The organism is Streptomyces alkaliterrae, assembly GCF_007097205.2.
Lineage (GTDB): Bacteria > Actinomycetota > Actinomycetes > Streptomycetales > Streptomycetaceae > Streptomyces > Streptomyces alkaliterrae.
Genome location: NZ_VJYK02000141.1, coordinates 1 through 13,923, shown reverse-complemented (window position 1 = coordinate 13,923; position 13,923 = coordinate 1). Strand labels below are relative to the sequence as shown.

Genomic DNA, 13,923 nt, shown 5'->3' with positions numbered 1-13,923 from the left:
GGGTTGCGGGGTGGTGGCGTCGCTGACCTCGGTGGTCATCCGCTCACCTCCCCGCCCGGCCGGTGAGGCCCAGCTGGGCGGCGGCCCGCTCGTACATCTCGTAACGCTCCAGCCGGCGGCGGTTGGCGCGGCGGAAGCGGCGGGCCACGAGCCGGGCGAGATCGGCGGCGCCGACCATGCCGGCCTCGGGGCCGAGCTGGGCGCGCACGATGCGGGCCTCGGGGCGGTAGCCGCGCCCGGTGAGGTGGCGCTTGTAGGCGTCGGTGGCGGGGCCGATGAGGAGTTCGTCGGCCGCGCTGACGCCGCCGCCGACGACAAAGCAGGACGGGTCGAGGGCGGCGGCGAGATTGGCGATGCCGACGCCGAGCCACTGACCGATGTCCTGGAGGAGTTCGACGCACATGGCGTCGCCCTCGCGGGCGAGTTCGGTGATGAGCGGGCCGGTGATGTCGCCGATCTGGCCGCCGACGCGGGCGTTGATGGTGTGCGCGACCGGGGAGTCGGCGGCGGCGAGTTCGCGGGCCTCGCGGACGAGGGCGTTGCCGGAGCTGTACTGCTCCCAGCAGCCGCGGTTGCCGCAGGGGCAGCGGTGTCCGCCGGGCACGACCTGCATGTGGCCGAACTCGCCGGCGACGCCGTACTTGCCGCGTTTGACCTTGCCGTCCTCCAGTATGGCTCCGCCGATGCCGGTACCGAGGGTGATCATGACGAGGTGGTCCTCGCCGCGTCCGGCGCCGAAGCGCCACTCGCCCCAGGCGGCGGCGTTGGCGTCGTTGTCGATGAGGACGGGGACGGCGAGCCGGGCCTGGAGGGCTTCGCGCAGCGGCTCGTCGCGCCAGGAGAGGTGGGGTGCGAAGAGGATGCGGGAGCGGTCGGCGTCGACCCAGCCGGCGGCGCCGATGCCGACGGCGTGCACGTCGTGCCGGTCGGAGAGGTCGAGGACCAGCTCGGTGATGGTGTCCTCGACGACCTTCGGGCTCTTGGACTTGTCGGGCGTCTCGGTACGGAGCTTCTCCAGGATGGTGCCGTCCGCGTCCACGACGCCGGCCATGACCTTCGTACCGCCGATGTCGATGCCGACGGTGGGGACCCGGGGCGCCGACAGGTGGGAGCGCCGCTCGCGCGTCGAGACGGTGCGCAGCACGGTGGTGCGGGCGGGGCTCTCGGCGCCGCGGTCACGGTACGTACTCATCGAATCGATTGTGCCCTACGAGACGGCTGGGGGCCGTGTCGGCGCGGTCGTGCGGGCGAGCTCGTGACCGAGCTGTTCCAGTTCGCCGCCGCCGGCCATCTCGTGGGTGAGTGCGTCGAGGGTGATGTCGCCCTTGCGGTGGCTGCCGGCCATGGTGCCGCGCTTGAGCAGGACGAAGCGGTCGCCGACGAGGTGGGCGTGGTGGGGGTTGTGGGTGATGAGCACCACGCCGAGCCCTTGGTCCCGGGCGGCGGCGACGTACTTGAGGACAACGCCGGACTGCTTGACGCCGAGCGCGGCGGTGGGCTCGTCGAGCACCAGGATCCGGGCGCCGAAGTGGACCGCGCGGGCGATGGCGACGCACTGGCGCTGGCCGCCGGAGAGGGTGCCGATGGGCCGGTCGACGTCGGGCAGGTCGATGCCCATCCGGGCCAGGGCCTCCCGGGTGGTGCGGCGCATGGTGGCGACGTCGAGGCGGCGCAGCGGGCCGCGGCCGGTGTGCGGTTCGGAGCCGAGGAAGAAGTTGCGCCAGACGGGCATCAGCGGGACGACGGCGAGGTCCTGGTAGACGGTGGCGATGCCGCGGTCCAGGGCCTCGCGCGGCGAGCGCAGGACCGTTTCCTCACCGTCGAGCAGGTAGCGTCCGTCGTCGTGCCGGTGCAGCCCGGCGATGATCTTGATGAGGGTGGACTTGCCGGCGCCGTTGTCTCCGAGCACGCAGGTCACCGAGCCCGCGTGGACGTCGAGTGAGACGTTGCGCAGGGCGGCGACGTTGCCGTACGACTTGCCGACGCCCACCAGACTGAGCAGGGGCTCGGCGGCCTCGGGCGTCACGGCGGCGTCCCGCGGGGTCTCGTGTGCTGTCGTGTGGGTCATCGGGTGGCCTCCGCCCGCTTGCGGATCCAGGCGTTCAGCAGGGCCGCCAGCAGCAGCATCGCGCCGAGGAAGAACTTGAACCAGTTGGGGTCCCACTCGGCGTAGACGATGCCCTTGCTGACGATTCCGAAGATCAGGGCGCCGATCGCCGCGCCGGCGGCCGAGCCGTAGCCGCCGGTGAGCAGGCAGCCGCCGATGACGGCGGCGGCGATGTAGATCAGCTCGTTGCCGACGCCCTCGCCGGACTGGACGACGTCGTAGCTGAACAGCAGGTGCTGGCCGAGCACCCAGGCGCAGAAGGCGACGCCCAGGTAGAGGCCGATCTTGGTGCCCCGGACCGGGACGCCGACAGCCCGCGCGGCGTCCTTGTTGCCGCCGACGGCGAAGATCCAGTTCCCGGCGCGGGTGCGCAGCAGGATCCAGGTGGCGACGGCGACGAGCGCCAGCCACCACAGCACGGTGACGCGCAGGGTGAAGGCGCCGAGGTCCAGCTGGGAGGCGAAGACGGCGCGGGCCTCGGGGAAGCCGTCCATGTCGGCGATGGACTTGGTGGAGACCGTGCCGGTGACCAGCTTGGTGAGGCCGAGGTTGAGGCCGGTCAGCATCAGGAAGGTGCCGAGCGTGATGATGAAGCTGGGCAGTCCGGTGCGGGTGAGCAGCCAGCCGTTGAAGAGCCCGACCGCCAGCGTGACCAGCAGCGAGACGCCGACGCCCACCCACACGTTGGCGGTCATCTGGTAGCTGAACATCGAGGAGACCAGGGCGGAGCTGGTCACCAGGACGCCCGCCGACAGGTCGAACTCGCCGCCGATCATCAGCAGCGCGACGGCGACGGCGACGATCCCGATCGTGGAGGAGGCGTAGAGGACCGTGGACAGGCTGCCGGGGCGCAGAAAGCTTTCAGCAGAGAGGGCGAAGAAGACGAAGACCGCCACCGCGCCCACCAGCGCGCCCAGCTCCGGGCGGGTGATCAGCCGCCGCGCCAGCTCCCCGGCGCGGCCCGGCTGGCCGCCGGGGGCGTCGCGGTCGGCGGTCGGCGGCGGCTGTGCGCCGGATGTCCGGGTGTCGCTCATCGGGTTCCCCTACGCGTGTACTCCTCCAGCGCCTCGGCGTCGTCCCCCGTCAGCACCTGGGGACCGGTCAGCACGGGCTGGCCGCCGCCGAGCATGGTGGCGTTGTAGTTGTAGAGCCAGAGCAGGTCCACGGCCTGGTAGCCCTGCAGGTACGGCTGCTGGTCCACGGCGAAGGTCAGATCGCCGTCCTTCAGGGCCCGCACCACCTGCGCGTTCAGGTCGAACGTGCTGACCTGCGCCTTGCTGCCGGCCTGGTCCGCCGCCTTCACGGCGGTGGCGGCGAACGGCGCGCCGAGCGTGACGACGGAGTCCACCTTCTCGTCGGACTGGAGCTTGGCCTCCAGCGACGACTCGACGGCGGGCATGTTGGTGCCGTCGACGTAGAGGTTGTCCACGGTGCCGTCGAAGGTCGCGCGGACTCCCCGGCAGCGCTCCTCGTGGCCGATGTTTCCCTGCTCGTGCAGCACGCAGATGGCCTTGGTGAGCCCGCGCTCGTTCAGTTCCTCGCCGACGGCCTCGCCGGCGGTGACCTCGTCCTGGCCGATGTGGGCGAGCGCGCCGTACTCCTTGGAGCGGTCCTGCCCGGAGTTGATCGTCACGACCGGGATACCGGCCCGCACGGCCTTCTCCACGACCGCCTTCATCGCGTCGGGCTTGGCGAGGGTGACGACCAGGCCGTCGACCCCCTGGTCTATGGCGGCCTGGACGAGCTGGGCCTGCTTGCCGGCCTCCTTGTCGTGCGAGTAGAGGAACTCGATGTTGTCCTTGCGTGCCGCCTGCTCGGCGCCGCTGCGCACGATGTCCCAGAAGGTGTCGCCCTCGCCCGAGTGGGTGACCATGGCGATCTTCCAGCGCGGAGTGTCCACGGCTGCGGGGCCGGCCGCGCCCCTGGCCCGCTCCTCCTCGGCCCGCTTGCCGCCGGTGCTGCTGCACGCGCTCAGCGCCAGCGTCAGGACAAGCCCGACCGCCAGGACGGCCGACCGTCTGCCGCCCGGCCGGGCACGGCCAGCGGTCGCACCGCCGGTGTGCGTACGCCTGCTGTGCGTGCGCGTGCTCTGTGTGCGCCTGCTGTTCGCGCGCCCTCGAAACCACTTCACGCCGGCCACCGGCTCCTGCCCCTCGGTACGGATCTGCCCGCCGACGCCACGACCCGAGACGGGTCGACGCCGGCCGGTCAAGTATCCGCCACCGACGGCGCGGGCGGGCACCTGGGTGAGACCGGGCCCCCGCGGGGGGCCGGGACACCGTTCCACCGGCGCCGGGAAGGACCGGCGGCGCCGGAGCCACGTCCGGGCACTGCGCTGCCCCGAGGCGAGCCGGGCGCGCGGGTCCGGTGCGAGGGAACAGACGACACGGAGGCCGCCGGTCGGCACGGGGCGACGCGCCTGCCGACCACCCCGACCGCATGCCAGGCGATCCACGCCCCGGGGGCGGCAGAAGAAGCCGACAGGCGCGCCGCGCCCACGTCGGCCGAGGGACTGAGTGCGAGCCCGCCGCTCGGCAGGTCGGCGCGGGACGGCGTACCGGGTGCGCGCACGACAACCGCCCCGGCAAGCGAGCACAAGCCACCGACCCACCAGCGGAGGGCCGGACACGGCAACCCACCCCGGCAAGCGAGCACGAGCTGCCAACCCGTCGGCGGAGGGCCAGGCACGAGAACCGCCTCGGTAGGCCTCCGCGAGCGGCTGGGCCGCGAGCGGAGGGCCGGTCGCGGCGAACGCCTCGGCAGGCGGGCGTGAACGGCCCGGCGCTCGGTGGAGGGCCAGGCACGAGAACCGCCTCGGCAGGCATGCACGAGCGACCGGCCCCGTCGGCGGAGGGGCTGGGCGGTGAGGCCGAGGGGCGTGTGCCTGCTGCCGGAGGAGAGGGGGAAAGGCCGGGCCTGTCGCATGGCCTGAGCGGCGGGGGCCATGCGACAGGTGCCCGCGCCAACCTGGGTGAGGGGTGGCGCGGGGGCGGATCCCGGTGGTGTGCGGCGGTCGGTCACACGTCGGCCCGGGTGGGACCGACCGTCGGAGAACGGCCGGCCGCGGAGACCCGGCTGCCGGTGGCGGCCTTGCCGGGCGTCCGGCATACCGCCCGATCCGGGCTGTCGGCGGGTAGTCCGGATCGGGCGGGTCGGGGCGGCCGGCCGTCACCGGCCGCCCCGGCGGGTCGGCCGCCCCGGCGGCGGCCGACCCGCCGCCGCACGGGGCGTCACGGGCGCGGCACTCGCCGGAAATGCGGCGGGTGCCGGGCCGGGTCAGCCGCCGAGTTCCTGGTGGCGGGCGGCAAGCGCCGCCGCGCCGTCCTCGGTCAGGGAACCGAAGAGCCGCAGGCGGGAGATGCCGCCGTCGGGGAAGATGTCCAGCCGGACGTGGGTGACGGCGGGGGCGCCGTCGAGCAGGAAGCGGTGCACGGTGTCGGGCTGGAGCCGGGTGCGGGGCAGCAGTTCGACCCACTCGCCCTCGTCGCCGTCCCGGCCGACGAGCGCGGCCCAGCCCGCGGAGTTGCCCTTGAGGTAGGCCGTGTCGATCTCCACGGCACGCAGGTCGGAGCGGCCGGTGAGCGCGTAGCGGATCCAGTCGTTGCCCTTGTCCCGGCGGCGCCTGGTCTCCCAGCCGTCGTCCATCTTGCGGGAGCGGCCGGGCTGGATGGTGTTGGTGGCCGGCGAGTAGAAGCGGTCCGAGGCGTCCTCGACCGCGCCACCGTTTTCCAGCGCCGCGACGTCGAAGGTGCCGAGCGCGGCGAGCCAGGCGGGGTCGGGGACGACCTCGCCGTACACGCGCAGCCTGGCCACACCGCCGTCGGGGTGCTGGCACAGCCGCAGGTGGGTGAAGCGCTGTTCGACGTCGACGGTGAAGGCGTTGGCGGCGTGGCCGCCGACCGGGGTGCGGGGGACGAGGGTGGTCCACTTGACGTCGTGTGCCAGCAGCTCGTCGGGGGAGGCGGAGATCGGGGCGGCGGTGGCCTCGACGGAGACCGCCTGCGGGTAGTTGCCGCGGAAGTGGGCGGTGTCGACGACGATGCCGCGGATCACGCCGGGGGCGCCGAGGCGGATCAGCGCCCAGTCGTGGTCGTCGTCGGTCGGGTGGGGACGCTCGGCGTCGACGCCGCGGCGGCGGCGGGTCTCCCAGCCGTCCATGATCTTGCCCTTGTGGCCGAAGTGCTCGGGGTCGAACTCGGCGCGTTCGGGGACGAGCAGGTTCTCCCGCTCGGCGAAGAACTCGTCGTTGGCCGCGATGACCCCGGCGCCCAGGCGCCGGTCCGCGAGGTCCGCGTGGTGGGTGAAGGGGAAGTCGGCGGTGCGGTAGTCGGCGTACGGGTCCCCGCCGCCGTAGGGCTTGGCGTCGCCGGTGAAGCGGGGCAGTCCGGTACGGGCCGCGGTCATGCGGGGTTCCTTTCGATGAGTCGGCCGGCCTTCTCGACGATCCGGCCGTTGTCGGTGATCTGCCGGCCGCGCAGCCAGGTGGAGCGCACGACGCCGTACATGGTCTTTCCGGCGTAGGCGGTGACCTGGTTGCGGTGGTGGAGTCGGGCGGGGTCGACGGTGAACGTCTCGTCGGGGGCGAGGACGGCGAAGTCGGCGTCCCGGCCGGGTTCGATCGCGCCCTTGGCGGTGAGGCCGGCGAGTCGGGCGGGGGCCTGGGACATCCAGCGCACGACGTCGTGGAGGGTGTGGCCGCGCTCGCGGGCGGCGGTCCACACCGCGGGGAGGCCGAGCTGGAGTGAGGAGATGCCGCCCCAGGCGTCGCCGAAGTCGGGGGTCTTGAGGTCGGTGGTGCAGGGCGAGTGGTCGGAGACGACGCAGTCGATGGTGCCGGCGGCGAGGCCGTCCCACAGCGCGTCCTGGTTCTCGCGCTCCCGGATGGGCGGGCAGCACTTGAACTCGGTGGCGCCGTCGGGCACCTCCTCGGCGGTGAGGGTGAGGAAGTGCGGGCAGGTCTCGACGGTCAGGCGCACGCCGTCGCGTCGGGCGGCGCTGATGGTGGGCAGCGCGTCGGAGGAGGAGAGGTGCAGTACGTGGACGCGGGCGTCCAGTTCGCGGGCGAGGTCCGCGAGGAGGTTGATGGCGTCGTTCTCGGCGGCGCGCGGCCGGGAGGCGAGGAAGTCGGCGTAGCGGGGGCCGTGCGCCGGCGGGGCGCTGCCCAGGTGGGCGGGGTCCTCGGCGTGCACGATGAGCAGTCCGTCGAAGGAGGCGATCTCGGTCAGGGCCTGCCGCAGCTGCTCGCGGTCCAGCTGCGGGAACTCGTCGACGCCGGACGGGGAGAGGAAGCACTTGAAGCCGAAGACGCCGGCCTCGTGCAGTGGGCGCAGGTCCTTGACGTTGCCGGGGATGGCGCCGCCCCAGAAGCCGGTGTCCACGTGCGCCTTGGGGCCGGCCACGTCCCGCTTGACGGCGAGGTGGGCGGCGGTGGTGGTGGGCGGCAGGCTGTTGAGCGGCATGTCGAGCAGCGTGGTGATGCCGCCGGCGGCGGCCGCCCGGGTGGCCGTCCAGAAGCCCTCCCACTCGGCGCGGCCCGGGTCGTTGACGTGGACGTGGGTGTCGACCAGGCCGGGCAGCAGGGCGTCGCCGCCGCAGTCCACCAGTCGGGTGGCGGGCGGGAGCGGGGTGTCGTGCGGGAGTACGGCGGTGATCACGCCGCCGGTCACGGTGACGGTGGCCGGGCGGGGGCCGTCGGGGGTGAGTACCCGCCGTGAGCGGAACGCGAGCTCCGCCTCGACGGGTTCCGGACCGGGCTGGCTGGCTGACAACGGCCCCTCCTGGGTGTCGTACGGGATATGGGTGAGATTCCGCAGTACGGAAGTTCAACGTTCTGTTGAAGAGTCTTCCCCTCCACCACAGTCCCGTCAAGAGCAGTCCGGGGGATGTGGGAGGCGAACGGCAGCCTTTGGATGATTCCACTAAATGGAAGTAGGATTCCGAGTCGCAGAACAAAGGAACCTACGGGCAGACCCGCACCGAGCCCCGCCAAGCAGCCGACCAAGCGGACATTCAGCCCTTCACCTGCCACTACCGTCGAACGCGAGCCGACCCGAACGGGTCGCGGCCCGGTAGCATTCGGCGATGTCCCCCCGCCCGGAAGAGAAGGGAAAGCGCCACGTGCCGCCAGCCGAGCGCAAGACCGCCAGCAGCCCGACGGCAAGCGGCGGCGTGCAGTCACTCGAACGTGCGTTCGACCTCCTGGAGCGGATGGCCGACGCCGGCGGCGAGGTCGGCCTGAGCGAGCTGTCCAGCAGCAGCGGGCTGCCCCTGCCGACCATCCACCGGCTGATGCGCACCCTGGTGGCCTGCGGCTACGTCCGCCAGCAGCCCAACCGGCGGTACGCGCTCGGACCGCGGCTCATCCGGCTCGGCGAAAGCGCCTCCCGGCTGCTCGGCACCTGGGCCCGGCCCTACCTGGCCCGACTGGTCGAGGAGACCGGCGAGACCGCGAACATGGCGCTGCTCGACGGGGACGAGGTCGTCTACGTCGCCCAGGTCCCGTCCCGGCACTCGATGCGGATGTTCACCGAGGTCGGCCGCCGGGTGCTGCCGCATTCGACGGGCGTCGGCAAGGCGCTGCTCGCGGACGCCCCGGCCGAGGAGGTGCGGGCGCTGCTCGCCCGCACGGGCATGCCGGCGGCCACCGAACGCACCATCACCACTCCGGACGGATTCCTCGCGGCGCTGGAGATCACCCGCGACCGCGGCTTCGCGCTGGACGACAACGAGCAGGAGATAGGAGTCCGCTGCATCGCCGTTCCGGTGCCGGACTCCCCCACCGCCGCCGCGATCTCCGTCTCCGGACCCGCCGGCCGGGTCACCGACACGGCGACCGAGAAGATCGTGCCGCTGCTCCAGGAGGTCGCGCGCGAGCTCTCCGGCGCACTCGCCAGCAACGGCTCCACCGCCGGCTGACGCGGGGCGTACACGGAAGCACCGCGCGCCCGAGCGAACCGCGCGCGGGGGCGTGCTCCGGGCGCGTGCTCAGCGGCGCCCCGGCGGGGGCCCGAAGCGGCTTATCGCGGCATTGAGCTCGGCCAGCGGTTCGGCGAGCGCACTGACCGAGCCGAGCGCCCCGAGCACCAGCAGCAGGGCACCGCGCAGCCGCGCCGGCTCCGGCTCCGACTCGGCGGCCATGGCCGCCAGCGCGGCCAACTCCTCCTCCGCGACGGCCCGGTCCGGCAGCTCGACGGGATGCCGGGCCAGGGCGTGGCGCAGCCCGGACACGGCGGCGCGCAGCGCGCGCGCCCGCTCGGTCTCCGTCCCGCCGCGGCACCGCCCCGGCAGAACGGCGCCGTCCTCGACGCCTCTCGGGTCGCCCTGTACGGCAGTACTCCCCCACCCAGTCACATTGCCCCTGTATGCAGTGGTGTGTGGTCGCCGGCCCGCGGGAGGCGCGACGAGGAACCGTGCGGCGGGCAGGCCCCACCGCCCCCGCACTACCGTCACACTGTGCTGATGACCACTCAACTCCGCGTGCGGGTGAGACAGTTAACGCCACGGCCGGACCGGAAGTCCATACGGTGGGCGGAAATCGGCCGGGCATCTTGCCGGACGCGACGCTGCGGACAACCACGCGCCTCGCCCACACGGGCGACTTCCGACGCCAAGCACCCACCGGATCCGTCGTCGGCGGTTACCCTTCGCCGCCCACCAGCCGGGCCCGACACGTACGCTCGGCACATGACCGATACCGCACACCGCGTTCGGGTCACCGGGCTGCTACTGGCCGCCGGGGGCGGACGACGCCTCGGCGGACGCCCCAAGGCGCTACTCGGCCACCACGGCAGGCCGCTGGTGGAGCACGCGGCGCGGGCCCTGTTCGAGGGCGGCTGCGAACGCGTGGTCGTGGTGCTGGGCGCCGAGGCCGACGCGGTGCTGGAGCGCGCCGACCTCGCCGACTGCGAGGTGGTGGTGAACCGGGAGTGGGAGACCGGCATGGGCGGTTCGCTGCGGGCCGGGCTGCGGGCGGTCGCCGCCGCGCCGAACCCGCCGGACGCCGCCCTGGTGACGCTGACCGACCAGCCGGGGATCGGCGCCGAGGCGATCGACCGGCTGCGCCGGGCGGCCGACGGGCCGCATGCGCTGGCGATGGCGGCCTACGACGGCGTGCGCGGTCACCCCGTACTGCTGGGCGCCCGGCACTGGGCCGAGGTGGCGGCGGGCGCCGAGGGGGACCGGGGGGCGCGCGGCCATCTGCGCCGGCACGCGGGGGAGATCGTCCTGGTCGAGTGTGCGGACGTGGCGGATCCGGCCGATGTGGACACCCCGGCCGACCTGGCCCGGCTGCTCTGACTCCACGCGCCCCTCCCCCGACGGGCGCGTCGGACACGCCTGGGGACCCTCCGACGGAAAAATATCTCGACATCAACGATCTCGACGTCAACAGACCGTTGAAATTCCGCGATGAGAAAACTAGTCTCCGAAAGTGAGAGGCGTGCGGGCACAACGTGCCCGGCGCCCGCACACGTGTACCCCGGCGGAACCTGGGGCCTCCAGGCGCACCGCCCGCTGAAGGAGTGACAGCCATATGTCCGCACCAGCGCCGTCACCGCTGGCCATCGTCGATGTCGACCCGAGCCAGGCACCTGCCCGTCAGGGCGAGGTGCTGACCGAGGCGGCGCTGGCCTTCGTAGCCGCGCTACACGAACGCTTCACGCCACGGCGGGACGAGCTGCTCGCCCGTCGCGCCGAACGCCGAGCCGAGATCGCCAGGACCAGCACCCTCGACTTCCTCCCGGAGACCGCCGACGTGCGCGAGGGCGACTGGCGGGTGGCCGAGGCGCCGCCCGCCCTCCAGGACCGCCGGGTGGAGATCACCGGTCCCACCGACCGGAAGATGACCATCAACGCGCTGAACTCCGGCGCCCGCGTCTGGCTCGCCGACTTCGAGGACGCGTCCGCGCCGACCTGGCAGAACGTCATCGGCGGCCAGCTCAACCTCACCGACGCCTACAAGCGCCGCATCGACTTCACCGACGAGCGAGGCAAGAGCTACGCGCTGCGCCCCGCCGAGGAGTTGGCCACGGTTGTCATGCGGCCGCGCGGCTGGCACCTGGAGGAGCGCCATCTGCGCGACGCCGACGGCCGGGCCGTGCCCGGCGCGCTGGTCGACTTCGGGCTCTACTTCTTCCACAACGCCCAGCGGCTCCTCGACCTCGGCAAGGGCCCCTACTTCTACCTGCCGAAGACCGAGTCGCACCTGGAGGCGCGACTGTGGAACGACGTCTTCGTCTTCGCCCAGGAGCAGTTGGGCATCCCGCACGGCACGGTCCGCGCCACCGTGCTGATCGAGACGATCACCGCCGCCTACGAGATGGAGGAGATCCTCTACGAGCTGCGCGACCACGCCTCCGGGCTGAACGCCGGCCGCTGGGACTACCTCTTCTCCATCGTGAAGAACTTCCGGGACGGCGGTGAGCGGTTTGTCCTGCCGGACCGCAACGCGGTGACGATGACGGCGCCGTTCATGCGCGCCTACACCGAACTGCTGGTGCGCACCTGCCACAAGCGCGGGGCGCACGCCATCGGCGGCATGGCCGCGTTCATCCCCAACCGCCGCGACCCCGAGGCCAACGCCCGGGCGCTGGAGAAGGTCCGCGCGGACAAGGACCGGGAGGCCGCGGACGGCTTCGACGGTTCGTGGGTCGCCCACCCGGACCTGGTGCCGATCGCCAGGGCGTCCTTCGACGCGGTGCTGGGCGACCGGCCGCACCAGAAGGACCGGCTGCGCGAGGACGTGCGGGTCACCGCGGAGCAGTTGATCGCCATCGACTCGCTCGACGCCCGGCCGACCTACGAGGGACTGCGCAACGCGATCCAGGTCGGCGTGCGGTACATCGAGGCGTGGCTGCGCGGGCTGGGCGCGGTGGCCATCTTCGGCCTCATGGAGGACGCCGCCACCGCCGAGATCTCGCGTTCGCAGATCTGGCAGTGGGTGGACGCGGGTGTGGTCTTCCCGGATGCGCCGCAGGGCCGGGAGAAGGCCGACGCGCAGGTCGTCAGGGCGCTGGCTGCGGAGGAACTGGCCGCGCTCCGCGAGGAGTTGGGCGAGGACGCGTTCAACTCCGGCCGCTGGCAGGAGGCGCACGATCTGCTGCTGAAGGTGTCGCTCGACGAGAACTACGTCGACTTCCTGACGCTGCCGGCCTACGAGCAGCTGCGCGGCTAGCCGCAGCAGGAGCACCGGTACGAACCGGGCCGGGCGGTCCGAGGAGGTTCCTCGGACCGCCCGGCCCCGTGGTGTCGGGAGGAGCGTGCCGCTACTCGGCGGCGGGGGCGGCGCGTTCGCCTCTGTTGAACAGCAGGTTGAGGGCGACGGCGAGTACGCAGCCGGTGCTGATTCCGGAGTCGAGGATGATCGTCAGGCCGTCGGGGAACTGCCCGTAGAAGCCGTGTGCCATCTCCGGCGCGAGCCCGACCCCGAGGGTGACGGCGACGATCAGGCTGTTGGCGCCCTTGCCGAGGTCGGCCTGGACGAGTGTCTGCACACCGCTGACCGCGATCGTGCTGAAGAGGACCACACCGACCCCGCCGAGTACCGGCAGCGGCACGGCGGAGATCAGCGCGGCGGCCACCGGAGAGAGCCCCAACAGCACCATGATGCCGCCGGCGACCGCGACGACGTACCGGCTGCGCACCTTGGTCATCGCGACCAGGCCGATGTTCTGCGCGAACGCGCTCGCCGCGAAGCCGTTGAAGACCGGGGCGACCGCGCTGCCGAGGGTGTCGGCGCGCAGCCCGGCGGCGATCGTCCGCTCGTCGGCGGGGCGGCCGACGATCCGCCCGAGCGCGATGATGTCGGCCGTCGACTCGGTCATGATGACCAGCATCACGATGCACATCGAGACGATCGCGGCGACGGAGAACTGCGGCGCGCCGAAGTGGAAGGGCGTGGGGAAGCCGATCAGGTCCGCCTCCCGCAGACCGCCGAAGTCGGCCATGCCGAGCGGGATCGCCACCAGGGTGCCGACCACCAGGCCGAGCAGGATCGACACCGACTTCAGGAAGCCGCGGCCGAAGCGGTTGAGCAGCACGGTGACGGCGAGGGTGAGCGCGGCGAGTCCGACGTTGCGCATGGAGGCGCCGTCGGCGGCGTCGGCGGAACCGGCGGTGATCCAGCCGAGCGCCACGGGAAGCAGGGAGAGCCCGATGAGGGTGATCACGCTGCCGGTGACCACGGGCGGGAAGAAGCGCACCAGCTTGCAGAACCAGGGGCTGATGAGGAAGCCGAGCAGCCCGGCGACGATGACCGCGCCGAAGATGACGGGCAGTCCGGAGGCGCCGCCCTCGGCGGCGATGATCGCGGTCATGGCCGCGACACCGGCGAAGGAGACGCCGTTGACAAACGGAAGTCGGGCGCCGATCTTCCAGACGCCTATGGTCTGGAGCAGGGTGGCTATGCCGGCGGTGAAGAGGCTGGCGGCCATCAGCAGGGTGGTGTCGGCGGTGTCCAGTCCGGCGGCGGCGCCGATGACCAGTGGGACGGCGACCACTCCGGCGTACATGGCGGCGACGTGCTGGAGGCCGCTGGTGACCATCTTCAGCGGCGGGAGGGTCTCGTCGACGGGGTGGCGCCCGCGGCCTGTTCCGCCGGGTTCGGCGGTCGGTTCCCCGGCGGGGTCGGTCTCCGGTTCTGCGCTTCGGGTGGAGCCTGCTCTGCGGATCCCGGGCTCTGCGGCCACAGCGGTCCTCCTGTCGGTTAACTGCCCCGGCGGTGGTCCGGCGGGGCGAGGGTTTCAGGGAGGTGGTTCGGTGGTGCCTTGCTGCCGTGCGCGGTGGGGGCGGGAGGAGTCGGGCACGGCGGTGTGCGGGAG

11 protein-coding genes are annotated in these 13,923 nt (G+C 72.7%); 3 read left to right on the top strand and 8 right to left on the bottom strand.

Annotated features, from left to right (window positions below; genetic code table 11):
- Nucleotides 1–43 precede the first annotated feature (43 nt).
- The 6 genes from FNX44_RS14810 to allB form a co-directional block, all read right to left on the bottom strand.
- Nucleotides 44–1,192 (bottom strand): ROK family glucokinase, encoded by a 1,149-nt coding sequence (locus tag FNX44_RS14810; protein ID WP_143648706.1) that lies wholly within the window; start codon nucleotides 1,190–1,192, stop codon nucleotides 44–46.
- A gap of 15 nt (nucleotides 1,193–1,207) precedes the next feature.
- Entirely contained in the window at nucleotides 1,208–2,068 is an 861-nt protein-coding gene (locus tag FNX44_RS14805) for an ATP-binding cassette domain-containing protein (protein ID WP_143648705.1), read from the bottom strand.
- Nucleotides 2,065–3,141 carry an ABC transporter permease gene (locus FNX44_RS14800; RefSeq protein WP_143648704.1) on the bottom strand — a complete coding sequence of 359 codons (1,077 nt, stop codon included), beginning with the start codon at nucleotides 3,139–3,141 and terminating at the stop codon, nucleotides 2,065–2,067. The genes FNX44_RS14805 and FNX44_RS14800 overlap by 4 nt, the downstream gene beginning before the upstream one ends.
- A complete protein-coding gene (locus tag FNX44_RS14795; protein WP_407699187.1) occupies nucleotides 3,138–4,112 on the bottom strand; it encodes a sugar ABC transporter substrate-binding protein in 975 nt (324 codons plus the stop codon). Before FNX44_RS14795 ends, FNX44_RS14800 begins: the two co-directional genes overlap by 4 nt.
- 1,271 nt (nucleotides 4,113–5,383) lie before the next feature.
- The gene (gene alc / locus FNX44_RS14790; protein WP_143648703.1) at nucleotides 5,384–6,511 is read right to left on the bottom strand and encodes an allantoicase; all 1,128 of its coding nucleotides are present in this window, start codon (nucleotides 6,509–6,511) and stop codon (nucleotides 5,384–5,386) included.
- Nucleotides 6,508–7,875, bottom strand: coding sequence for an allantoinase AllB (gene allB / locus FNX44_RS14785; protein WP_143648702.1), 1,368 nt, complete (start codon nucleotides 7,873–7,875; stop codon nucleotides 6,508–6,510). The genes alc and allB overlap by 4 nt, the downstream gene beginning before the upstream one ends.
- 313 nt (nucleotides 7,876–8,188) lie before the next feature.
- Here allB and FNX44_RS14780 point away from each other — a divergent pair, with 313 nt between their 5' ends.
- The gene (locus FNX44_RS14780) at nucleotides 8,189–9,022 is read left to right on the top strand and encodes an IclR family transcriptional regulator (protein ID WP_153507297.1); all 834 of its coding nucleotides are present in this window, start codon (nucleotides 8,189–8,191) and stop codon (nucleotides 9,020–9,022) included.
- Between the two features lie 69 nt (nucleotides 9,023–9,091).
- Here FNX44_RS14780 and FNX44_RS14775 read toward each other — a convergent pair whose 3' ends face one another.
- Complete coding sequence (locus tag FNX44_RS14775) at nucleotides 9,092–9,457, bottom strand: DUF5955 family protein (RefSeq protein ID WP_323369354.1); 366 nt, start codon at nucleotides 9,455–9,457, stop codon at nucleotides 9,092–9,094.
- Nucleotides 9,458–9,790: 333 nt separating this feature from the next.
- Here FNX44_RS14775 and FNX44_RS14770 point away from each other — a divergent pair, with 333 nt between their 5' ends.
- Together FNX44_RS14770 and aceB are read left to right on the top strand one after the other, a co-directional pair.
- On the top strand, nucleotides 9,791–10,402 hold the full coding sequence (locus FNX44_RS14770; RefSeq protein WP_143648701.1) for a nucleotidyltransferase family protein: 612 nt from the start codon (nucleotides 9,791–9,793) through the stop codon (nucleotides 10,400–10,402).
- Between the two features lie 235 nt (nucleotides 10,403–10,637).
- Nucleotides 10,638–12,278, top strand: coding sequence for a malate synthase A (gene aceB / locus FNX44_RS14765; protein WP_143648700.1), 1,641 nt, complete (start codon nucleotides 10,638–10,640; stop codon nucleotides 12,276–12,278).
- 91 nt (nucleotides 12,279–12,369) lie between these two features.
- Here the strand turns inward: aceB and FNX44_RS14760 are convergent, their stop codons facing one another.
- On the bottom strand, nucleotides 12,370–13,791 hold the full coding sequence (locus FNX44_RS14760) for a nucleobase:cation symporter-2 family protein (protein WP_323369352.1): 1,422 nt from the start codon (nucleotides 13,789–13,791) through the stop codon (nucleotides 12,370–12,372).
- Between the last annotated feature and the right edge of the window lie 132 nt (nucleotides 13,792–13,923).